At 66.3% G+C, this 21,627-nt stretch carries 21 protein-coding genes and 1 pseudogene; 12 read left to right on the plus strand and 10 right to left on the minus strand.

All coding sequences use genetic code 11. From position 1 onward, the window contains the following. Nucleotides 1-22: 22 nt before the first annotated feature. Nucleotides 23-1,621: an ABC-F family ATP-binding cassette domain-containing protein gene (locus KTR40_RS09025; protein ID WP_139029141.1), complete on the plus strand. Its 1,599-nt coding sequence runs from the start codon at nucleotides 23-25 to the stop codon at nucleotides 1,619-1,621. A gap of 141 nt (nucleotides 1,622-1,762) precedes the next feature. Here KTR40_RS09025 and KTR40_RS09030 read toward each other — a convergent pair. The 4 genes and pseudogenes from KTR40_RS09030 to KTR40_RS09045 form a co-directional block, all read right to left on the minus strand. Beyond that, nucleotides 1,763-1,999: pseudogene (locus tag KTR40_RS09030) on the minus strand (YbaK/EbsC family protein); the annotation flags it as partial. Nucleotides 2,000-2,209: 210 nt separating this feature from the next. After that, a complete protein-coding gene (locus KTR40_RS09035) occupies nucleotides 2,210-3,088 on the minus strand; it encodes an SURF1 family protein (RefSeq protein WP_228405942.1) in 879 nt (292 codons plus the stop codon). Further along, nucleotides 3,089-3,358, minus strand: coding sequence for a hypothetical protein (locus tag KTR40_RS09040; RefSeq protein WP_139029143.1), 270 nt, complete (start codon nucleotides 3,356-3,358; stop codon nucleotides 3,089-3,091). It abuts the gene before it with no gap. After that, complete coding sequence (locus KTR40_RS09045; RefSeq protein ID WP_228405943.1) at nucleotides 3,355-3,786, minus strand: DUF3099 domain-containing protein; 432 nt, start codon at nucleotides 3,784-3,786, stop codon at nucleotides 3,355-3,357. The genes KTR40_RS09040 and KTR40_RS09045 overlap by 4 nt, the downstream gene beginning before the upstream one ends. A 153-nt stretch (nucleotides 3,787-3,939) precedes the next feature. On the opposite strand from KTR40_RS09045, the gene KTR40_RS09050 reads away from it, so the two are divergent. Both KTR40_RS09050 and KTR40_RS09055 read left to right on the plus strand, forming a co-directional pair. After that, nucleotides 3,940-4,665, plus strand: a complete 726-nt coding sequence (locus KTR40_RS09050; RefSeq protein ID WP_139029145.1) for a beta-ketoacyl-ACP reductase — start codon at nucleotides 3,940-3,942, stop codon at nucleotides 4,663-4,665. A 125-nt stretch (nucleotides 4,666-4,790) separates the two neighbouring features. Further along, nucleotides 4,791-5,555: an SDR family oxidoreductase gene (locus tag KTR40_RS09055; protein ID WP_139029146.1), complete on the plus strand. Its 765-nt coding sequence runs from the start codon at nucleotides 4,791-4,793 to the stop codon at nucleotides 5,553-5,555. Nucleotides 5,556-5,673: 118 nt separating this feature from the next. On the opposite strand, the gene serB is transcribed toward KTR40_RS09055, so the two are convergent. Next, the gene (gene serB, locus KTR40_RS09060) at nucleotides 5,674-6,567 is read right to left on the minus strand and encodes a phosphoserine phosphatase SerB (RefSeq protein ID WP_139029147.1); all 894 of its coding nucleotides are present in this window, start codon (nucleotides 6,565-6,567) and stop codon (nucleotides 5,674-5,676) included. Nucleotides 6,568-6,669: 102 nt separating this feature from the next. On the opposite strand from serB, the gene map reads away from it, so the two are divergent. Further along, nucleotides 6,670-7,443, plus strand: a complete 774-nt coding sequence (gene map / locus KTR40_RS09065) for a type I methionyl aminopeptidase (RefSeq protein ID WP_228405944.1) — start codon at nucleotides 6,670-6,672, stop codon at nucleotides 7,441-7,443. 47 nt (nucleotides 7,444-7,490) lie between these two features. Here map and KTR40_RS09070 read toward each other — a convergent pair whose 3' ends face one another. Then, on the minus strand, nucleotides 7,491-8,090 hold the full coding sequence (locus tag KTR40_RS09070) for a class I SAM-dependent methyltransferase (RefSeq protein ID WP_228405945.1): 600 nt from the start codon (nucleotides 8,088-8,090) through the stop codon (nucleotides 7,491-7,493). Between the two features lie 109 nt (nucleotides 8,091-8,199). Here KTR40_RS09070 and KTR40_RS09075 point away from each other — a divergent pair, with 109 nt between their 5' ends. The 5 genes from KTR40_RS09075 (at nucleotide 8,200) to KTR40_RS09095 (ending at nucleotide 12,207) form a co-directional block, all read left to right on the plus strand. Beyond that, the gene (locus KTR40_RS09075; RefSeq protein WP_139029150.1) at nucleotides 8,200-8,985 is read left to right on the plus strand and encodes an ABC transporter ATP-binding protein; all 786 of its coding nucleotides are present in this window, start codon (nucleotides 8,200-8,202) and stop codon (nucleotides 8,983-8,985) included. 17 nt (nucleotides 8,986-9,002) lie between these two features. Continuing rightward, the gene (locus KTR40_RS09080; RefSeq protein WP_139029151.1) at nucleotides 9,003-9,788 is read left to right on the plus strand and encodes a sulfite exporter TauE/SafE family protein; all 786 of its coding nucleotides are present in this window, start codon (nucleotides 9,003-9,005) and stop codon (nucleotides 9,786-9,788) included. 7 nt (nucleotides 9,789-9,795) lie between these two features. Next, nucleotides 9,796-10,605, plus strand: a complete 810-nt coding sequence (locus tag KTR40_RS09085; RefSeq protein ID WP_228405946.1) for an RNA methyltransferase — start codon at nucleotides 9,796-9,798, stop codon at nucleotides 10,603-10,605. Between the two features lie 141 nt (nucleotides 10,606-10,746). After that, nucleotides 10,747-11,004 (plus strand): type B 50S ribosomal protein L31, encoded by a 258-nt coding sequence (locus KTR40_RS09090; protein WP_066275740.1) that lies wholly within the window; start codon nucleotides 10,747-10,749, stop codon nucleotides 11,002-11,004. Between the two features lie 111 nt (nucleotides 11,005-11,115). Continuing rightward, entirely contained in the window at nucleotides 11,116-12,207 is a 1,092-nt protein-coding gene (locus tag KTR40_RS09095; protein WP_228405947.1) for a biotin/lipoate A/B protein ligase family protein, read from the plus strand. 101 nt (nucleotides 12,208-12,308) lie between these two features. On the opposite strand, the gene pepN is transcribed toward KTR40_RS09095, so the two are convergent. Further along, nucleotides 12,309-14,948 (minus strand): aminopeptidase N, encoded by a 2,640-nt coding sequence (gene pepN, locus KTR40_RS09100; protein ID WP_228405948.1) that lies wholly within the window; start codon nucleotides 14,946-14,948, stop codon nucleotides 12,309-12,311. A 33-nt stretch (nucleotides 14,949-14,981) separates the two neighbouring features. Continuing rightward, nucleotides 14,982-16,037 carry a YeiH family protein gene (locus KTR40_RS09105; RefSeq protein WP_370633183.1) on the minus strand — a complete coding sequence of 352 codons (1,056 nt, stop codon included), beginning with the start codon at nucleotides 16,035-16,037 and terminating at the stop codon, nucleotides 14,982-14,984. 113 nt (nucleotides 16,038-16,150) lie between these two features. Here KTR40_RS09105 and KTR40_RS09110 point away from each other — a divergent pair, with 113 nt between their 5' ends. Genes KTR40_RS09110 through KTR40_RS09120 form a run of 3 tightly spaced genes read left to right on the plus strand, consistent with a single transcriptional unit; the run spans nucleotide 16,151 to nucleotide 19,542 of the window. Then, a complete protein-coding gene (locus KTR40_RS09110; RefSeq protein ID WP_139029155.1) occupies nucleotides 16,151-17,707 on the plus strand; it encodes a circularly permuted type 2 ATP-grasp protein in 1,557 nt (518 codons plus the stop codon). A 60-nt stretch (nucleotides 17,708-17,767) separates the two neighbouring features. Beyond that, entirely contained in the window at nucleotides 17,768-18,694 is a 927-nt protein-coding gene (locus KTR40_RS09115) for an alpha-E domain-containing protein (protein ID WP_102975536.1), read from the plus strand. Continuing rightward, complete coding sequence (locus KTR40_RS09120) at nucleotides 18,691-19,542, plus strand: transglutaminase family protein (RefSeq protein WP_228405949.1); 852 nt, start codon at nucleotides 18,691-18,693, stop codon at nucleotides 19,540-19,542. Before KTR40_RS09115 ends, KTR40_RS09120 begins: the two co-directional genes overlap by 4 nt. Nucleotides 19,543-19,607: 65 nt before the next feature. Here KTR40_RS09120 and KTR40_RS09125 read toward each other — a convergent pair whose 3' ends face one another. Together KTR40_RS09125 and KTR40_RS09130 are read right to left on the minus strand one after the other, a co-directional pair. Further along, on the minus strand, nucleotides 19,608-20,075 hold the full coding sequence (locus KTR40_RS09125) for a pyridoxamine 5'-phosphate oxidase family protein (RefSeq protein ID WP_139029157.1): 468 nt from the start codon (nucleotides 20,073-20,075) through the stop codon (nucleotides 19,608-19,610). A gap of 15 nt (nucleotides 20,076-20,090) precedes the next feature. Beyond that, a complete protein-coding gene (locus KTR40_RS09130; protein WP_228405950.1) occupies nucleotides 20,091-21,542 on the minus strand; it encodes an SDR family NAD(P)-dependent oxidoreductase in 1,452 nt (483 codons plus the stop codon). Nucleotides 21,543-21,627 lie beyond the last annotated feature (85 nt).

Below are 21,627 nucleotides of genomic sequence, written 5' to 3' on the forward strand. Positions count from 1 at the left end.
GCTGTGAAAGGCTTTACCTGCTTTGATTACTGTCCAGGACCTTGAACTGCGTGCCGGCGCCCGGCTGCTGATGGACCAGGTGAGCTTCCGCATCGACAAGGGAGACAAGATCGGGCTGGTGGGCCGGAACGGCGCCGGGAAGACTACGCTCACCCGGGTGCTCGCGGGAGAAGGGCTCCCGGCCGCCGGCAAGGTCACCCGCACCGGCGAAATTGGCTACCTTCCGCAGGACCCGCGCACGCCGGACATGGAACAGCTCGCGAGGGACCGGATCCTGTCCGTCCGGGGCCTGGACATCGCCCTCGGCAAGCTCCGCGTGGCGCACGAGGAGATGGCCAGCGAGGATGCTGCCGTCCAGCGCAAGGCAATGAACCGCTACGACCGGCTCGAGTCCGAGTTCCTGGCCGCCGGCGGTTACGCCGCTGAGGCTGAGGCCGCGGCGATCTGCTCCAACCTCGCCCTCCCGGACCGGCTGCTGAACCAGCCGCTCAAAACGCTCTCCGGCGGACAGCGGCGGCGCGTGGAGCTGGCGCGCATCCTGTACTCAGATGCCGAGACCATGCTCCTCGACGAGCCCACCAACCACCTCGATGCCGACTCCATCGCATGGCTCCGTGACTTCCTGAGAAACCACCAGGGCGGGCTGATAGTCATTAGCCACGACACGGAACTCCTTGAAGCCACCGTTAATAAGGTGTTCCTGCTGGACGCCAACCGCGCGCAGATCGACTTCTACAACATGGACTGGAAGCGCTACCTCACACAGCGCGAAACCGATGAACGTGCCCGCAAGCGCGAACGCGCCAACGCCGAGAAGAAGGCCCAGGTCCTGTTTGACCAGGCCAATAAGATGCGGGCGAAGGCAACCAAGGCCGTTGCGGCACAAAACATGGCCAAGCGCGCCGAGCGCCTGCTGAGCGGCCTGGAGGCTGTCCGCGAGCAGGACCGGGTGGCGGCGCTGCGCTTCCCGGATCCGTCGCCGTGCGGCCGCACCCCGCTTACCGCCGAGGGCCTGAGCAAGTCCTACGGTTCGCTGGAGATCTTCACTGATGTAGACCTGGCCATCGACCGCGGGTCCAAGGTGGTCATCCTCGGACTCAACGGTGCCGGCAAAACCACCCTTCTTAGGATGCTTGCGGGCGTGGACAAGCCCGACACCGGGGACGTTATAGCCGGGCACGGCCTGAAGGTGGGCTACTACGCCCAGGAACACGAGACCCTCGACGTGGACCGCACCGTCCTGGAAAACATGCGCTCCGCCGCTCCCGACATGAAGGACGCAGAAGTCCGGGGCATCCTGGGCTCGTTCCTGTTCTCCGGCGACGACGTCGACAAGCCCGCCGGCGTCCTCTCCGGCGGCGAAAAGACCCGCCTCGCCCTGGCCACCATCGTGGCCTCAAGCGCCAACGTGCTCCTCCTCGACGAGCCCACCAACAACCTCGACCCCGCCAGCCGGGCCGAAATCCTGGGCGCCCTCAAGAACTACAGCGGCGCCGTCGTCCTGGTCAGCCACGACGAAGGGGCAGTCGAGGCCCTCAACCCCGAGCGCGTTGTCCTGCTGCCCGACGGCGTCGAGGACCACTGGAACGAAGACTACCTGGACCTGATCACGCTCGCTTAGTTCGCCTCCGGCCGCCCGGTGGTTACGTCCGCACCACCGGCCGCGTAATTTGCCGCTTGCTGGCTCGTCCCTCGCCTCTGACGCAAGCTACACAAATCATCCGGCCGCTGGCACTTAGCGGTCCGGTCACCTTTGGACGCGCTACCGGACCGCCAGTTCGCTGGCGTCGGTGATTCTTCGCAATTCTTCATAGGTGATGCTGAACATCGAGTGGTGGTCTCCCGCTCCCGCCCAGAGGAGTTGGTGCTCCTGGAGGCTCACGTCCAGGAGGGCCCGGATCTTGGCCGGGTGGCCCACCGGCGCCACACCGCCTACCGGTTGGCCGGTGTGATGCAGGACGAAGTCCGGGGAGGCGCGGCGGATCCTGCCTGTTTCTAACCCCCGGGACCGAACGCCGGGCCAACTATGAGCACCAGGCCCGCCGTCGTGGATTGCACGTTGGCCGGGGGCACCAGCGCAGCAGCGTGGGTGATTTATATAGCGTGCGTCAAAGGCGAGGAACGAGCCAGCACGCGGGAAATCACCCACGGTGTGAAGCGAACGCATCCATGGACGCAGACGCAATCGACGGCGCGAAACGGAAGACGCTCAGTACCCCTGGGCATCGAGGAGCGCGTCTTCCTCTTCCTCCGACGTGGCCTTCTTACGCTTCTTCGGAGCAGGCAAAGGACGACGGCTGGGTGCCCCGGACGCCGTGCGGGGCGCACCTTCGGGGGTCTCGTCGTCGTCCTCTGCATCAATGGCCGCATTGCGCGCCTGCTGCCGTGCCGCGTAGCCGAAGCCGACGAACATCAGGACGCCGAACGCAAACCACTGCAGCGAGTAGGAAAGGTGTGTGCCTTCCTCCGTGGAGGGCTTCGGGAAGGGGAACGGCATCTCCGCCGCAGGCGGCGTCTCCGACGCGAGCTGGCCGTACGCGCCGGCCAGCAGCGGGTATCCAAGCTGGGCGGAATAGGCGGGAAGGTCGATGGACGCGAGCTGGCCCTCCGGCGCGCCCCGCTGGAGTTCGGGCTCGGGATGCTTCAAGCGGACGACGGCGGTCACCTCACCGGGAGGGGGCGCCGGCACCGAGTCGGGGCTGCCGGGATTCCGGTTGCCGATAGGCAGCCACCCACGGTCGATCACGACGGTTTCACCCGTGGTCAGCCGGAACGGGACCACCACTTCGTAGCCAGGCTGGCCGTTGAGCGGACGGTTCCGGACCACGCGCTGGCCCTCGACAAGATAGGTTCCCCGGAGCTCCACCTGTGTCCACTCCATGGCGGGGTCCAGCCGCCTGAATTGTTCCTTGGCGTCCGCGAACGGAATGGGCGCCGCGGAGTAGTTGGTGACGACGCGGTTGATCTCCGCGAGGGTCTCCGCGCGCCGGTCCATTTGCCAGCGGCCCAGGAACACGCAGGCGGAGGCAAAGACCGCGGCCAGCAGAAGATAACCCAGCCACTTGCTGGAGAAGAGGAAACGGTACATTCAGTTGTCCTGCTCCAGGTCACCGGGGGCAAGGTAGTCCACAAGGGGGAGGGTTTCCTTCCACAGCCCCCTCGTTTGGAGGTAGTCTTCCAGCCAGTCCCGGTGGTCCGCGCAGGCCAGCCAGGTTTTGCGGCGCTCGGGGGTGTGGATCTTCGGGTTGTTCCACAGGAGCTGCCAGGACGCCTGCACCCGGCACGCTTTGCGGGAGCAGATGGCTCCGGCGTCGGCCATCGGGGGATTGGTGCCGGCAGCGAAATCAAAGATGCTCATGATGCCTTCCGCTCCTGCCCGGATGTTGTTTCGTCGTCGTCCTCAATCAGCTCGCCCTGAAGGACCTCGCTGCCCTGCTCCCCGCCGGCGGACGGGGGCGCGCTCTCGAGTTCCGCCAGCGGTGCAGAGTCCAGCAGCAGGTCGCTGTGCCCTTCCGCTTTATCGCTGCCGTTGGCTATGACCACCGCAATCCAGGGCAGGAAGACTGCTCCGGCCACCGCGATGATCTTGAACCAGCCGTCCACCACGAAGATCAGGATCAGGCACACCATGCGGATTCCCATGGCCAGGGCGTACTTGATCATGCGCTGCCGCATGTCCTCCGAATGGGCCGCGGCAGCATCCGTGATGCTGTGGACCTCCGCGTCACCGGAGAACCTGCCAGGTTCCCCGGGCGCGGATTGTCCCGCATGGTTTTCAAGGGTCACGGTGATTTATCACGCTCCAAAGGCTTAGCTCAATTCTCTCACCATCGGCAGTGGCACCCAAACCCGGACAGGGCCGGAGGCTAAGATCGAAGTCAGCCAAGCTACCCCTACCTACCGCGGCCCCAGCGCGCCGCAGAATCCCGGAGCCCCTCCATGACTGAAGCAGCATCCGCTCCCCGCAGCGTCCTGATAACCGGCGGCAACCGCGGTATCGGACTGGCCATCGCCGAGGCGTTCCTGGCCAACGGCGACAAGGTTGCCGTGACCTACCGGAGCGAATCGAAGCTGCCGGAAGGTATCCTGGGCGTCAAAGCGGATGTCACGGACGAGGCCTCCGTGGACGCGGCCTTCAAAGAGGTGGAAGCGGCCCACGGTCCCGTGGAGGTCCTGGTGGCCAACGCCGGAATCACCAAGGACACCCTGCTTTTGCGCATGAGCGAGGACGACTTCACGTCCGTCATCGACACCAACCTCACCGGTGCGTTCCGCGTCATCAAGCGCGCCTCCAAGGGCATGATCCGGCTGCGCAAGGGCCGCGTTGTCCTGATTTCCTCCGTGTCCGGCCTGTACGGGGCGCCAGGCCAGATCAACTACTCGGCGTCCAAGGCAGGCCTGGTGGGCATCGCCCGTTCCCTGACGCGTGAGCTTGGGTCCCGCGGCATCACGGCCAACGTGGTGGCCCCGGGCTTCATCAACACGGACATGACCGCCGAGCTTCCCGAAGCCACCCAGAAGGACTACCTCTCCAGCATTCCGGCAGGCCGCTTTGCCGAGGCGTCCGAGGTTGCCAACGTTGTCCGCTGGATCTCCAGCGACGAGGCAGCCTACATCTCGGGAGCCGTGATCCCCGTGGACGGCGGCCTGGGCATGGGCCACTGACAGTAGCGGCCAACTAGCAGCACGGCCCTTCTTTGTGTGGGTCACACAAGGGAATTGGCCAAGGCCGCTGGCATGATGGACTGCAGGCCATCAGCAATTTAGACGTTTCAGACAAAGGAGCCCGCATGGGACTGCTGGATAACAAGACTGCCATCGTGACCGGATCCTCCCGCGGCATCGGCGCGGAGGTGGCGAAGAACCTGGCCAAGGAGGGCGCCGCCGTCGTGGTCAACTACCGCCAGAAGGCTCCACGCGCCAACAAGGTGGTGCAGGGCATCGAGGCCGACGGCGGCCGGGCCGTGGCAGTGGGCGCCGACCTCACCAGCCAGGAGGGCGTGCAGGCCCTCGCCAGCGCCGCCATGGAAAACTTCGGCTCGCTGGACATCCTGGTGCTGAACGCCTCCGGCGGCATGGAAACCGGCATGGGCGAGGACTACGCACTCAAGCTGAACCGCGACGCCCAGATCAACATGCTCAACGCCGCCGTGCCCCTGATGAAGGAAGGCTCCCGCGTGGTGTTCGTGACCAGCCACCAGGCCCACTTCATCAACACCGTGCCCACCATGGAAGCCTACGAGCCCGTTGCCCGCAGCAAGCGCGCCGGGGAGGACGCCCTGCGCGAACTCATCCCAAGTCTGGCTGAGAAGGGCATCACCCTGGTGGTGGTGTCCGGCGACATGATCGAGGGCACCGTCACCGCCACGCTCCTGGACCGCTCCACCCCCGGTGCCATCGAAGCCCGCCGCGCTGAGGCCGGAAAGCTTTACTCCGTGGAGGAGTTCGCTGAGGTGGTGGCCAGCATGGCCACGGCCGACGTCGAATCCGGCCACACCGAATACGCCGGCGGCGCCGACTACTTCGGCAAGGGCGCCGGCCAGGCCACAAGTTAGCCCCCGCGCTGCCCCCACACGACACGGCAGTCCGCGGCAATGTCCCTTCCGGACATTGCCGCGGACTGCTCGCCATCCGCGCCCTGACGCCGTGCGCCCATCTCGCGGTTAATGGGTGTCAGACGCCGGCGACGTACCTGACGGCGTCGAGGTACGGCATGTTAACGGCGGCGTCGGCAACGGCACGCACTGCGGGCTTGGCGTTGAAAGCGATGCCGATGCCGGCCGCGCCCAGCATGTCCAGGTCGTTGGCGCCGTCGCCCACGGCCACGGTGTGCTCCAGCGCGATGCCCTCGGATGCTGCCCATTCACGCAGGTATTTTTCCTTGGCCGCCCGGTCCACAACAGCGCCCAGCACCTTGCCCGTCAGTGCGCCGTCCACGATCTCCAGCTCGTTCGCCTGCCAGTGGTGCAGGCCCAGCTCATCGGCGATCGGCTCCAGGATCTGGTTAAAACCACCCGAAACAACGGCAACCACGTGGCCGGCGGCCTTGAAGGCGGCCACCAGTTCGCCGGCGCCCAGGCTCAGCTTTACTTCCTGCCGAACGGAATGGACGACGTCGGCCGGCAGCCCCGCGAGAACCGCCACCCGGGCGTGGAGGCTTTGGGCGAAGTCCAGTTCCCCGCGCATCGCAGCTTCGGTGACGGCGGCTACTTCTTCCCGTTTTCCTGCATAGGCGGCCAAGAGTTCGATGACCTCCTGCTGGATCAGGGTGGAGTCCACGTCCATGATCAGGAGCTTGCGTTCAGCTGACCGCAGACCGGCAGGGACCAGTGCGGTGTCCATCCCGCTGATGGAGGCCTCCGCCACTGCATGGCGGAGGGCAGCGAGGCCAGCGGCCGTGGCATCGGGAAGCGCCAGGTCCGCGACGTGGACCTGGTACCGCTCGTCGCCAAGGCTGGCCTCGGACAGCACGGCGGCGCCGTGCGCAGTGAAGATGGAACGGAGCTGCTCCAGCCCGGTTGGAGACAGTTTCAGGCCGTAGCTGACCGCAGTCACGTTCGAAGTCATGCCTGCAATCTTAGCCAGCGGGCAAGGGGTCCCTTGAATTCATTTCACGGTTGCTGGAAGGTGGCAGGCGGACAGCAATAACGGTTGCACGTGGAGGAACCTATGATTGAGCTGCTCACGCCCCGCGAAGTGGACGAGGCCCGTGTTTCAGGCCAGTTCGTGGCCAAGACCCTGGCGGCGCTGAGGGACAGAATCCGGCCGGGGACCAACCTCCTGGAAATCAACGACTGGGCTGCGTCCATGATCGAGGCCGCGGGGGCGCGCTCCTGCTACGTCGACTATGCTCCCTCGTTTGGGCGCGGCCCCTTTGGGAAAGTCATCTGCACTTCCGTCAACGATGCGGTTCTGCACGGGCTGCCCCATGACTACGTGCTGGGGGACGGGGACCTGCTGACGCTGGATTTCGCCGCGGGTGTCGACGGGTGGGTTACCGACTCCGCAATCAGCTTTGTTGTAGGGAAGTCTTCTGCGCCCCGAGACCTTCACATGATCGAGGCCACTGAGAAGGCTCTTGTGGCTGGTATCGGTGCCGCGCAGCCTGGAGCCCGCATCGGAGACATCTCCCACGCGATCGGCTCGGTGCTTGAAGCGGCAGGGTTCCAGGTCAACACCCAGTTCGGCGGACACGGCGTCGGGAGCACCATGCACCAGGACCCGCACATTCCGAATACCGGTAAACCCGGGCGCGGATACGTGCTTCGCCCGGGGCTGCTGTTGGCAATAGAACCGTGGATCATGGACGGCACCAGTGAGCTCGTCACCGCTCCGGATGGATGGACGCTGTGCAGTTCCAACGGCCGCCGGACGGCGCACTCGGAGCACACCGTAGCCGTCACCGAATCCGGTCCGATCGTCCTCACCCAACTGGCGGAATAGGCGCCAGGGGAGATCAGGCTCCCCGCCTGTAGCCTGGCCGCTCGTGGTCAGGCAAGGCGGGCGCTGATTGCGGCATGCGGCCGGTGGCCGGTGCCAGTTCGTCTCTCAATGGAAACTGTTCCGAAGCCAGTGGATTCGAGCAGCTTGGTAACGCCTTTGACTGGCCATGAGTAGGCAGGCGTCACGGCATGCGGAAACCTCTGGATTTCCGGGCTCTCAAACAAGCCCACCAGGAGATCCCCGCCCGGGCCCAGGGACCGTGCCAGTTCCTGGAGAACGGGAGGAACCTCGTTGGGTTCAAGGTGGATCAGTGAGTACCAGGCAAGGATGCCGGCGGCCGCGCCCGCCGGGGCTCCAAGGCTTGTAAGGGACGCTTCGCGGAAAGGAATCCCGGGAAAGCGGTCTTTTGCCTGCTCAATGAATGCCGGCACCACATCGATACCTTCGACGACGGCCCCCTGGTCCGCGAGGAATTTCGTCCAGTGCCCGGGCCCGCAGCCTACATCCAGCACTGGCCCGACGACGGCTCCAGCCCATTTAGCAATGAGTTGCCGGTCTGCCGGGTGTGCTGACTCCACGTCCCCGAAGCGTGCAATGTACTCGGCAGCCCGGCTTGAGTATGCGGCCTGGACTAGTGCCTCCGTCATGAAGCCACCCTACTTTGGTGAAGCATTCGCGCCGGCCCTTCCTGATGCGACTTTCCGGCACCATGACCAGTTATCAGTCAGCCTCTTTTTTGTCCTAGTGTCTATTCCTATGAGTGATGTTCTGGAATTGGCTTCCGTCAGCGTTGTCCGAGGCAAAAAGACCCTGCTGGACAAAGTCGACTGGGAGGTCAATGAAGGCGAACGCTGGGTGATCCTCGGCCCCAACGGCGCCGGCAAGACCACGCTCCTGCAAATAGCTGCAGCCCGGCTCCACCCCAGCAGCGGCAAAGCCGGCATCCTTGACGAAATCCTCGGGCGCACGGACGTCTTCGAGCTCCGTCCCCGGATCGGCCTCTCCTCTGCCGCACTCGCAACCCAGATTCCCGAACAGGAGAACGTCCTCAACGTCGTGGTCACCGCTGCCTACGGCGTCACCGGCCGCTGGCGCGAGGGCTACGAGCGCGACGACGAACGGCGGGCCTTCCGCCTGCTCAACGACTGGGGGATGGGGCCGCTGCTGAACAGGACCTTCGCAACCCTGTCCGAGGGGGAGCGCAAGCGTGTCCAGATTGCCCGCGCCCTCATGACCGACCCCGAGCTGTTGCTGCTTGACGAACCGGCAGCCGGCCTGGACCTGGGCGGCCGCGAGGAACTCGTCCACAAACTGGGGGAACTCGCGCAGGACGAGGCCGCACCCGCCATGGTCCTGGTGACGCACCACCTCGAGGAAGTCCCGCCGGGCTTCACCCACGCCATGCTGCTGCGTGACGGCGGAGTGGTCGCCGCGGGCGCCATTGCGGATGTCCTGACAGCGGAGAACCTCAGCAAGACCTTCGGGCTGGACCTGGACGTCAGCGAAAACGCCGGCCGGTACACCGCCGTCGCCCGCCGCTAACGCGGCACTGCATCACCTTGGATCTTCTCAGCAGCATCTTTGTGTCCATCGCCGGCCTGTGGGCCGGAACCATCAACGCCGTCGTGGGCTCCGGCACCCTGGTGACGTTCCCCGTGCTCATCGCCCTTGGCGTCGCCCCGGTTGTGGCCTCCATGAGCAACGCCATGGGCCTTGTCTTCGGCACGGCAGCCGGAGCGTTCGGGTACCGGCGCGAGCTGAAGGGCCGCGGCCGCCAGCTGATGCGGCTCCTGCCCGCATCACTCCTGGGCGGCATCTCTGGTGCATGGCTGCTCCTGCACCTGCCTGAGAGGGTCTTCCACTACGCAGCCCCCGTCCTCATTGTCCTTGCCCTCCTTATGGTGGTGTTCCAGCCGCGCCTGCAGGCGTGGGTGCGTTCCCGGGAGGAAAACCCGGAGCACGCAGTCCGGGACAAGCGGCACGGTATCCTCCTGGTGGTTCTGGTCTATGCGGCCGGGGTCTACGGCGGGTACTTCGTCGCTGCCCAGGGCATCCTGCTGGTCGGCATCCTCGGCATTTTCCTTACCGGCACTATCCAGAACGCCAATGCCATGAAGAACATCCTGGTCCTGGGCGTGAACCTGGTGGCTGCGGTGTCCTACGTCCTATTCGCGTTCGACCGGATCAACTGGCTGGTGGTGCTCCTGATTGCCGTGAGTTCCAGCATCGGCGGGCTCGTTGGAGCCAAGGTGGGCCGCAAACTCTCGCCCACCGTGCTGCGCGGCGTGATCCTGGCCCTGGGCCTGGTGGCCCTCGGATTCATGATCGCCAATCTGCTGAAATAATCACCCGGTGACAATCCACTATCTCGAATCCGCCGCGGACCCCCGGGTCTCCGACTACACGCAGCTCACCGACGTGCACCTGCGCAAGCTCCGGGAACCGGCTGAAGGCATGTACATTGCCGAATCCTCCCGCGTCCTGCGCCGGGCGCTGGCGGCGGGTCACCAGCCGCGCTCCTTTTTCCTCGCGGAAAAGTGGCTGGACGACCTGCAGGACGTCCTGGCCGCGCACCCGCAGGTCCCCGCCTTCATTGGCAGCGCCGCCCTGCTGGAGGAGATCACCGGTTTCCACCTGCACCGCGGTGCCATGGCGGCCATGCAGCGCCCGGCCCCGGTTCCGCTGCCGGAGCTGCTGGCCGGTGCCCGCAGGGTGGCCGTCCTCGAGGACATTGTGGACCACACGAACGTTGGCGCGATCTTCCGCTCCGCCGCCGCGCTGGACATCGACGCCGTCCTCGTTTCCCCCCGCTGCGGCGACCCGCTCTACCGCCGGAGCGTCCGGGTGAGCATGGGCACCGTCTTCCAGGTGCCGTGGGCCAGGCTAACCAGCTGGCCCCAGGATCTCCTCCTGCTCAAGGACCACGGGTTCACGGTTGCAGCGCTGGAGCTCACCGAGGACGCGCAGGACGTGGACGCGGTGGCTGCCCGGAACCCGGAAAAGCTCGCCCTGGTGCTCGGCACGGAAGGCGCCGGAATGAGCGCCGGGACGCTCGCCGCCGTCGACCTCGCCGTGAAGATCCCCATGCGAAACGGCGTGGACTCCCTGAATGTTGCGGCGGCATCGGCGGTGGCCTTCTGGGAGCTGCGCCCCCGGGACTAGGGCCGGAACGCCGTTCGCGGGCACAGTGGTTATCCGCTATTATTGATAGCTGGCTGCCCTGCGCTTCACGGCACAGAACACGGCCATCCCATTCATACCTGGCAGCTGGCAAAATCCAGTTGTGCGAACAAAGGTCCCATTATGAAGTCTGATATCCACCCGAAGTACGAAGCTGTTGTTTTCAACGACCTGGCTTCCGGCACGAAGTTCCTGACCAAGTCCACCGTTTCTTCCTCGAAGACCATCGAGTGGGAAGACGGCAACACCTACCCGGTCATCGACGTCGAAATCTCCTCCGAGTCCCACCCGTTCTACACGGGCAAGCAGCGCATCATGGACTCCGCAGGCCGCGTCGAGCGCTTCAACGCCCGCTTCAAGGGCTTCGGCGGCAAGAAGTAACCACCTTCCGCAAGGTTCTTTGGGAAAGCCCGCACCGGTCAACGGTGCGGGCTTTCTGCGTTCCCGCCACCCGTTACTGGCGTGCGCCGCTTTTGGGGCAGGATTGATGGCATGACCGCCATGCCTCCTCCAGCACGCCGTTCCGCCTCCAGCCGCCACGGCGAATACAAAGTGCCCGGCGGCAAGCTCGTGGTGGTGGACCTGGACGTCATCGGTGGCCGGCTGGCCAACGTGAGCGTCAGCGGCGACTTCTTCCTGGAGCCGGACGAGGCACTCCTGGACATCAACCGCGGGCTGGCGGGACTGCCTGAAACAACAACGGCGGCCGAACTTGCCGCCGTCGTCTCATCGTCGCTTCCGGCCGGCTCAGCCCTGTTCGGCTTTTCCGCGGACGCCGTCGCCGTCACCGTCCGCCGCGCCCTCGCCAAGGCGACCTCCTGGGCGGACCACGAGTGGAATGTCATAGCACCCACCGTCCTGCCCACCGAGATCAATGTGGCCCTCGACGAGGTCCTCACGGAGGAGGTTGGCGCGGGCCGACGCAACCCCACGCTCCGCTTCTGGGACTGGCAGGAGCCGTCCGTGGTCATCGGCAGCTTCCAGTCTGTCCGCAACGAGGTGGACCCGGCCGGCGTGGAGAAGCACGGCATCACCGTGGTCCGGCGCATCAGCGGCGGGGGAGCAATGTTCATGGAGGCGGGCAACTGCATCACCTACTCCCTCTATCTGCCGCAGACTCTCGTTGACGGCATCAGCTTCGCCGATTCCTATCCGTTCCTGGATTCCTGGGTCATGGCGGCGCTGGAAAAGCTCGGCATCAACGCGTTCTACGTGCCGCTGAACGACATCGCCACGGACCAGGGAAAGATCGGCGGGGCAGCGCAGAAACGGCTGGCCAACGGGGGCATGCTGCACCATGTGACCATGAGCTACGACATCGACGCCGACAAGATGGTCGAGGTGCTGCGGATCGGCAAGGAGAAGCTTTCCGACAAGGGCACCCGCAGCGCAAAGAAGCGGGTGGACCCGCTGCGGCGCCAGACCGGCCTGGCCCGCACCGCCATCATCGCCGCCATGAGCGAGGTATTCACCGACCGCTACGGTGCAACGCCGTCACAGCTGACCGAGGCGGAACTGGGCACCGCCCGGGAGCGCGTCGGCAGCAAGTTCGGCACGGCAGGCTGGCTGCACCGCGTCCCCTGAGCGCATTCATTGTCCCGCCGGCCCCTAACCTCGCAAGTTCGGCCAGGGAACCCTGCCGGCATGGGCCCACCTACTGCCGTTATGAGCGCTGAAAACGGCGGTTACGGAGCAATCGATGGTGTACTTACGACGGCGGCCTGGGCGTTGAGTGCCCGCAGCAGGTGGCTGCGCTGCTCGATGATGATGCGGCGCAGGGCACGGGGAGCGTCCGCGTTGTCTGCCAGCCACGTATCCGTGCGCCGGATGACGGGATGCTCCGCCGGTGCCGTTCCCTCCGCCAGGTCCTGCGCAAGCGGATACAGTCCCCGGACGATCCGGCCGGCGACCTCGATGCTGCGGCTCTCCCACACGCTGCGCAGGCACTCGAAATATGGCTCCACGTAAGGCTCCAGCAGCTCCGCAGGGGACGTGGTGAACCCGTTGATGGTGGCGCCCAGGAGCTGGTTGGAGAGCTCGTTCCGGTGCACGGCCGCCTGCCAGGCGGCGGCCTTGGCGTCCTTGTCCGGGCGGGCAGCGATCGCCGTAGCATGGCCGGCCCTCCCGGAGGCCGTGGTGTCCCGGGCGAGCTCGGCGTCCAGTTCCTCCACGGCGGCCTGGCCCTGCGCCGCGAGGGCATGCCAGAAGTGCCAGCGCAGTTCCGCGTCCACCGCCAGTCCGGGCACCCCAACGGTGCCGTCCAGGAGGCCGCGCAGCCGGGACACCATGGCGTCGTCCTCCCGGCTGAGGGTGGCCAGGGTCCTCGCCCAGGCCAGTTGCTGGTCCGAACCGGGTTCTGACTGGTCCATCCGGGCAGCCGCGGTGGCCAGGAAAGCTGCACGTACAGATGCCCGCTCACTGGCGGGCGTGTAGCGTTCAACCGCGGTGCTTGCGTTCTCGAGGATGTTCAGCAGCACACCGATGCCGGTTTCGGATGGACCAAACGCAGCAACGGCCTCGACGTACCGGGATGCCGGGCTTTCACCGTCACGTGCCGAGTTCCAGAGCGCCGTCCAGCACAGTGCCCGGGCCATGGGGTCGGCGAGCCGGTCCAGGGAGGAACGGACCGTGGCCTCGGAGCCCGGATCGAGCCGGACCTTGGCGTAGGTGAGGTCCTCGTCGTTCACCAGCAGGAGCGCAGGGCGGGGCTGCCCGGAAAGCTGCGGCAGGTCCGTGCGCGCCCCGACCACATCCGTTTCGAAGCTCCCGGTCCGGACCAGGGCGCCGCCGGCGTCGAAGTCGTAGGAGCCGATTCGAAGCCGGTGCGGCCGCAGCTCTTCCCGTCCCGTGACCGGATCAATGGCCTCCTGGACGATTGCCACTGCCCCCAGGTTGCCGTCGTCGCCCGCTGCATGCGGCGCGGTGTCCAGGGACAGCGTGGAGATGCCGGAGGTCTGCAGCCACTTCTGCGCCCAGCCGGCGAGGTCACGCCCGGAGGCAGCGCGGAGCGACTCCAGCAGGTCCGCCAGCGTAGTGTTGCCGTAGGCGTGCTTCCGGAAATAGGCCCGCGAGCCTGCAATGAACGCCTCAAATCCGGCGTAGGCCACCAGCTGCTTCAGCACCGAGGCGCCCTTGGCATATGTGATGCCGTCGAAGTTCTGTTTGGCGGCTTCCAGGTCCGGGATGTCCGCCACGATCGGGTGCGTGGTGGGCAGCTGGTCCTGGAGGTAAGCCCACGCCTTGCGCTTGTTGGCGAAGGTCACCCAGGCAGTGTCCCAGTGCGTTGCCTGGTCCACGCCCAGGGTTCCCATGTAGTCGGCAAAGGATTCCTTGAGCCACAGGTCGTCCCACCATTGCATGGTCACCAGGTCGCCGAACCACATGTGCGCCATCTCGTGCATCAAGGTGTTGGCCCGCCCCTGGTACTGGGAGTCGGTGGCGCGCGAGGTGAAGACGTAGCTTTCGGTGAACGTCACCAGGCCCGGGTTCTCCATGGCGCCGAGGTTGTATTCCGGCACGAAGGCCTGGTCGTACTTGCCCCACGGATAGGGGTAGTCGAAGAGCCGGTTGAAGAAGTCCAGGCCGTTCTTGGTGAGGCGGAAGAGTTCGTCCGTGTCGAAAGAGTCCGCCATCGAAGCGCGGCAGTACAGGGCGAGCGGCACGTCCAGGGAGGTCCCGTCGTCGAGCGTGCCCTGCCAGCGGTCCTCCGCCTTGAAGTAGGGGCCCGCCAGCACGGTGGTGATGTAGGTGGACATCGGACCTGTGGCCGCGAAGTCCCAGCGCGCCGCGGCGGGGTCGCCGGGAAGCGCGGACCGGTCCGCCTCCGCCCCGTTGGAGGCGACGTGCCAGCCGGCGGGGGCCGTCACGTGGAAGGTGTACGTGGCCTTGAGGTCGGGCTGCTCGAAGTTGGCGAAGACCCGGCGAGCGTCCGCGGGCTCGTACTGGGTGTACAGGTAGCACTGCCCGTCCGCGGGATCGACGAACCGGTGCATGCCCTCACCGGAGCGGCTGTACAGCGCGGTCCCGGCGACTGCCACGTGGTTGTGCAGCTGCAGGTTCTCCAGCCTGATCCTGGCGCCGTCCGCCACGTCCCCCACGCGGAGTTCCTCGCCGTTCAGGACCACGCTGTGGACATCCCCGATGAAGTCCAGGAACGTCGCTGCCCCTGGTTCGGCTGCGGTGAAGGTGATGACGCTCCGGGTCGGATAGCCGGCAACATCCGGATCCGCAGCGTGCCGCACGTCCAGCGAAACGTCGTAACTGGTGGTACTGATCAGGGCTGAACGTTCGGCGGCTTCATCGCGCTGCAGATTCTCATGTGACACCCAGCTATCTAATCACGCAGCGGGTGTCCGAAATCACGCGGCGATCAGCAGGGCTGCCGCCAGTCCTAGGAGGGCAATCAGGAACCACGATGCGAGGGCCGCGAGGAGCGCGCGTCCGCCGGTGTGGAGGAGCGTCCGGACACGCACCGCGGACCCCAGCCCGAACAGTGCGGCGCCGAGCAGGATGTCCTGCAGCGCGCCGCCGGCCTCCAGCCATCCCGGCGCGAGCCACCCCGTGGAGCGAAGCCCCACCATGGCCACGAATCCCAGGACAAAAAGCGGCACCACCGGCGGAAGCTTGGTGTTCTGGCCGTCCCCGGTGTCCGCCGGCCGGGGTGCAAGACGGTGGTGCGCGCCGGCGATTGCTGCGACCGGAGCCAGCAGGAGCACCCGGGTGAGCTTGACCACGACGGCGATGCCCAGCGCCGCCGTTCCCGCCGTTTGCGCCGTGGCCACCACCTGGCCGACGTCGTGCACCGACGCGCCCGTCCAGGCGCCGAACACGGGCGCGCTGAGCCGCAGGGGATGGACCAGCAGGGGAAGGACGCCGATGGCAAGGGTTCCGCAGAGTGTCACGAGGGCCACCGGCAGGACGGTGTCGACGTGCCGGATCCGGCGGACGGCCGCCATGGCGCCGATCGCCGAAGCACCGCAGATGGAGAATCCGGTGGCCACCAGGAGCGAGGTCACCGGCGGCAGCCGGAAGAGCCGGGAGATGGCGTACGTCCCGCCGAAGCTCGCCGCCACCACGCCAACGATCAGGACGAGTGACAGCCATCCCAGGCCCAGCACGTCCATGATGCCGACCTTCAGGCCCAGCAGGACGATTCCGCCGCGCATCAGGTGTTTCCCGGCGAAGTCCAGCCCGGGCCGGGCCCTGCCGGCTGTCCAGGCTCCGGCAACAGGCAGGTTCGCGGCGAGGACGCCCAGGACCACCGCCAGCGTCATGGCCGGCAGCACGGGCACCAGTCGGTGGACCAGGAACGCGGCGGCCACCGCAATGGCGGCACCCGCCAGCCCCGGGAGCAGCCTCTCCGCCCGTCCGGACAGGCCACGGGCGGGCTCAGGATAAGATCTGCTGGCTGGCACTCACCTACTGTGCCGGAAAAGACGCGGAATGCACGAACCAGGGGACCTCCGCCAACACGCCACAATGGATGGCAGTAATGAATTCGAAACAAAAAGATGGTTGGCTATTGGACATGTCAGACCTATTCCAGGATTACTCCGTGGCCGCCGGCCGGTCCGGAGCCTACGACGAGATGTTCGCCCCCGGGCAACAGGCAAGGGACTCGTACGGGCAGGTGGCGGACGCCCTTCGCAAGCTCTCCCTGGCCGATGTCAGCGCGCGCGCAGACTCAATGGCGCGCACCTTCCTGGACCGCGGCGTGACCTTCGACTTCGCGGGGGAGGAGCGCCCCTTCCCGCTGGACATCGTTCCCCGGGTCATTCCAGCGGGGGAGTGGGATGTGCTGGAGCGCGGGGTCGCGCAGCGCGTACGCGCGCTCGAGGCGTTCCTCAACGACGTGTACGACAAAATGACCGTGGTGGCCGACGGCGTGATTCCGCGGCAGCTGGTGACCACCAGTGCGCATTTCCACCGGCAGGTCCACGGCTTCGAGCCTGCCGGCGGCGTCCGGGTCCACATTTCGGGCATCGACGTCGTCCGTGATGCCGCCGGAACGTTCCGGGTGCTGGAGGACAACGTCCGCGTTCCCTCGGGCGTGAGCTACGTCCTGGAGAACCGCCGGGCCATGGCCAAGGGCCTGCCGGAGGCTTTCGGCCAGCAACTCATCCGCCCCGTCGAGGAGTACCCGCGGCGCCTGCTCTCTGCCCTGCGCAAGACCGCGCCGTCCGGGGTGGACGATCCCACCGTCGTCGTCCTGACCCCCGGCGTGTTCAACAGTGCCTACTTCGAACACACCCTGCTGGCGGGCCTCATGGGCGTGGAGCTGGTGGAGGGCCGCGACCTCATTTGCCGCGGAAACCGCGTGTACATGCGCACCACCGCAGGCGAGCAGCGCGTGGACGTCATCTACAAGCGCATCGACGACGACTTCCTTGATCCGCTGCAGTTCCGCTCCGACTCCATGCTCGGCTGCCCCGGACTGGTCAACGCAGCCAGGGCCGGCGGGGTGACGATCGCCAACGCTGTGGGCAACGGCGTCGCGGACGACAAACTGGTCTACAGTTACGTCCCTGACCTCATCCGCTACTACCTCAGCGAGGAACCCATCATCGCCAACGTGGACACGTACCGCCTGGAGGAGAAGGAATCCCGCGAGTACACCCTGGACAACCTGGCCGAACTGGTGGTCAAGCCCGTGGATGGTTCCGGCGGCAAGGGGCTGGTCATCGGGCCGGATGCTTCCAAGGACGAACTGGACGCGCTCCGGCAGCGAATCATTGCGGATCCGCGCGGCTGGATCGCCCAGCCGGTGCTGCAGCTTTCCACGGTCCCCACCTTGAGCGGGGACAAGTTCGGCCCCCGCCACGTGGACCTTCGGCCCTTTGCGGTAAACGACGGGGACAATGTCTGGGTCCTCCCGGGCGGCCTGACCCGCGTGGCCCTGAAGGAGGGTTCACTGATTGTGAACTCCAGCCAGGGCGGCGGATCCAAGGACACCTGGGTCCTGGCGGACTCTCCCCAAGTGCCGGTGGAAACCGTGCCCCGGCCCTCCATTTCTGTCCGGGAGCGTGTTTCCGTGTGGCCGGTGGAGAGCAACTGGCGGGACCGCCAGTCGGAGCAGCAGCAGTGAGCCGGGCCCTTGCCCGGGCAGTATCTTTTCCAGTTTCGGGCACGCAGGAGGTAGCCGCGAATGCTTAGCCGTATTGCCGAGTCCCTTTTCTGGATCGGCCGCTATGTGGAGCGTGCGGACGGCACCGCCCGCATCCTCGACGTCCACCTCGAACGCCTCAACCACCTGCCCATGGACGAACGCAAGAGCGTGGCCCAGGAGCTCCTGGCGGTCATGGGGGCAAGGCCGCAGAGCGAGGATTTTGGCCTGCCCGAACTCCTCCACGCGCTTGCCTACGACAAAACCAGCGCCACCTCCATCGCCGGATCCCTGGGTGCCGCGCGGGAGAACGCCCGGCGCGCCCGGGAGACTGTGTCCTCCGGGCTCTGGGAGAGCCTGAACACCACCTATTACGGGCTGAGCCAGCACCGCAAGGACGTTGTCGGTACGTACCGGTTCTGCAACTGGACCCTTGAACGGACGGCCATGGTCAGCGGCCTGGCGGACACCACCGTCAGCCATGACGAAAGCTGGCTCTTCCTGGTGCTGGGCCGCTCCCTGGAACGGGCCGACATGACGGCCCGCATGCTGTCCACCCGGGATGTCCTGTCCGCCGGCATGTCATGGGTCAACATGCTCCGTTGCGCCGGGGCGTACGAGTCTTTCCTGCGCACCCGCCGTGCTGCCTTCGGGGACCAGCACGCGGCGGAATTCCTGCTGCTGGACCGCCTCTTCCCGCGGTCCATCGTCTACGCCCTGCGGGACGCTGACGAGTGCCTGGCAAAGCTTGATCCGTCCGCCCAGCGGGTGGGGTTCATCAACGATGCGCGGCGGATTGTGGGCCAGGCCCGGACGTTCCTTGAGTTCCACCGGACGGACGATCTGATGTCCGAGCTGCCCGAGCACATGGAGCGCGTGCAGAAGGCCGTCTCGCAGGCCTCGGACGCAATTTCCCGTAAGTACTTCAATCAGGCGGATGAACTTGCCTGGGTGGGAGAAGTTTCATGACCCGGCTGAGCATCGTCCACAAGACGGCCTACAAGTACAACAAACGGGTCACCCTGTCCTACAACGAGGCCCGCATGACCCCGCTGACGGATTCCCAGCAGGTGGTGCTCGAGTCCGTGGTCAAGGTGTCGCCGTCGCAGGCTGCCGTGAGCACCTACCGCGACTACTGGGGCACCAGGGTCACGGCGTTCGACATGCAGATGCCGCACGAACACCTTGAAGTGGTTTCCAACATCACCGTGGAGGTCCACCGCGCCGAGAAAATCCCGTCGGAGTCTGACATTGCCGGCTGGGACGTCCTGGCCTCACCCGAGACGCACACCACCTTCAGCGATTGGCTTCCCCAGTCCAGGCTGAGCGGTCCCGGTGACGAAGTCCTGGGCATCATCCCGCAAGTGGTGGCCGGGAAGAACCCGCACGAGGCCGCCATGGCCTTGTTCGAGTGGATGCGCGGCGAAATGACCTACATGTCCGGTTCCACAGCGGTCACCACCAACGCGGAAGAGGCTTGGGGCCAGCGGCAGGGCGTCTGCCAGGACCTCGCCCACCTGGCCATCGGTGCGTTGCGCAGCTGCGGCATCCCGGCGCGCTACGTCTCGGGTTACCTTCACCCCCGCTCCAGCGCCGGCATCGGAGAGACTGTGGCCGGGCAGTCGCATGCGTGGCTGGAGTGGTGGGACGGCGACTGGCGCAGCTGGGACCCCACCAACCATAAGCCGGCCGGGGACTTCCATGTCACGGTGGCCCGGGGCAGGGACTACCGCGATGTGCCGCCGCTGAAGGGCATTCTGTCGGGTGGGGGCGGTTCGGCCCTGAGCGTCAGCGTGGAGATCACGCAGCTCGCCTGACCGGGCGTGTCTCCCCGGACAGCGTCTGCCGGGCCAGCTCCGCGGGCTGGCCCGGCAGACGGCGTTTATTCCTGGGCGGATTTCACCGCGCCGCTGAGCTGGGTCCACCAGGTCATCGGTTCCGTCACCTTGAAGCGTCGGCCCGTCACTGTGTCCGGTGTGATCCGGACGAAGATGTCCTTTTTGCCTGCCTGCCAGGGGAAGAGGAAGAGCTGCGCGGTTTCCAGGACCTGCTCCGTGCCGGTGACGATGGCGGCCGTGCCCTTGACCACCACGCTCCAGGCCAGGCCGGTGTTGGGATCCACGCCGTCCGCCTCCACCGCCACCGGGGCGTCCTCCGAGGCGCCGGAGAGTTTGGTTCCCTCGCTGGTGCGGAACACCAGGGTGCCCCGGTCAACCGTGTAGTTGATGGGAAAGATATCGGGGCGTCCCGCTACCAGGACCGCCAGCCTGCCGACGGACACGGTGCGGAGCGCGGCCCAGCACTCGTGGTGTTCAAGGTTCTGGACTTCAGGTATTGGTTCGGCGCTCATGCCGCGAGCTTACCCTCACCAAGGGCTGGGTTTGTAGTCCTTGAGGAACACGCCGTACTGGTCCTCACCGTGCTCTCCCATGACGATGGGATCGTACACGCGGGCGGCCCCGTCCACCAGGTCAAGGGGGGCGTGGAAGCCTTCTTCCATGAGCCTGACCTTGGTGAAGTGCGGACGCTCGTCGGTGATCCAGCCGGTGTCCACGGCAGTCATCAGGATGCCGTCGCTGTCCAGCATTTCCTGGGCGCTGGTGCGCGTCATCATGTTGAGTGCAGCCTTTGCCATGTTGGTGTGCGGGTGGCCCGGGCCCTTGTAGGCGCGGGAGAACTGGCCCTCCATGGCCGAGACGTTGACGATGTATTTCCGGCGGGCGGTGGACCGCTTCATGGCGCTCCGCAGCCGGCTCACCAGCAGGAAGGGCGCGGTCACGTTGCAGAGCTGTACCTCGAGCATCTCCAGCGGATCCACCTCGTCCACCACCTGGGTCCAGCTGTTGATGGTGGCCAGGTCCGGAACCAGCCCGCCGGCGTCGATGGCCGTTCCTGACGCAATGCGTTCCAGGGAGGCTGATCCCGTGGATAGTGCCAGCGATGTGATGGCATCCCCGGCCAGGACCGGGTGCTCCGTCACGCTGCTGGCCAACGCCAGGGGGTGCTTGTCATGTGCGTGGCCGAAGGTCACCAACTCGGGACCGCCGTTGGCCTGTTCCAGTGCCGCCGGAAGCGGTTCATCCTCGGCGTCCACCAACGGCTTGTAGGCATTGCCGGAACGGCGTACCGTCTGCGCCGCGTTGTTGATGATGATGTCCAGCGGGCCTGCCTCGTTGAGTGAGTCCGTGAGGGCCATGACCTGGGCGGGATCGCGGAGGTCGATGCCCACGATGCGGAGCCGGTGCAGCCATTCGCCGCTGTCCTCCATGGCGGCGAACCTGCGGGCGGCATCCTTGGGGAAGCGCGTGGTGATGGTGGTGTGGGCGCCGTCGCGGAGCAGTCGAAGCGCGATGTACATCCCGATTTTGGCCCGCCCGCCGGTCAGCAGGGCGCGGCGGCCGGTCAGGTCGGTCCGGGCATCGCGTTTGCTGTGGCTGAAGGCAGCGCAGTCGGGGCACAGCTGATGGTAGAAGGCATCAACCTGCGTGTAGTGCTGCTTGCAGATGTAGCACGGGCGCGAGCGGATCAGGTGGCCGGCGACTTTGCCGGTGGCTGAGGTGGCCAGCTTGTTGCCGCGCGTCTCGTCGTCGATCCGGTCCGGGGCTGCGGTTGCGGTCTGGGCGATGACAGCCCGGTCCGCTTCGGAGATCAGGTCCCGCTTGGTGACCCTGCGGTGCCGCTTGACGGCCTTGAACATTTTCCCGGTGGCGCGGCGCACTGAAACGTAATCCGGGTGCTCCTCGTCGTAGGCATGGATGGTATTCAGGACCTTGAGGCAGGCCTGGATTTCCTCAGGGGTCAGATCGGGGGAGCTCACTGTATCGATTTTACAGCCTGGGGCTCCCTGCCGGCCCCACCGTCAACGGGGCGGGCGGCTGCCGGGGAGCGCCCTGTAGGAGCGC

It is taken from the genome of Pseudarthrobacter sp. L1SW (genome assembly GCF_020809045.1).
Lineage (GTDB): Bacteria > Actinomycetota > Actinomycetes > Actinomycetales > Micrococcaceae > Arthrobacter.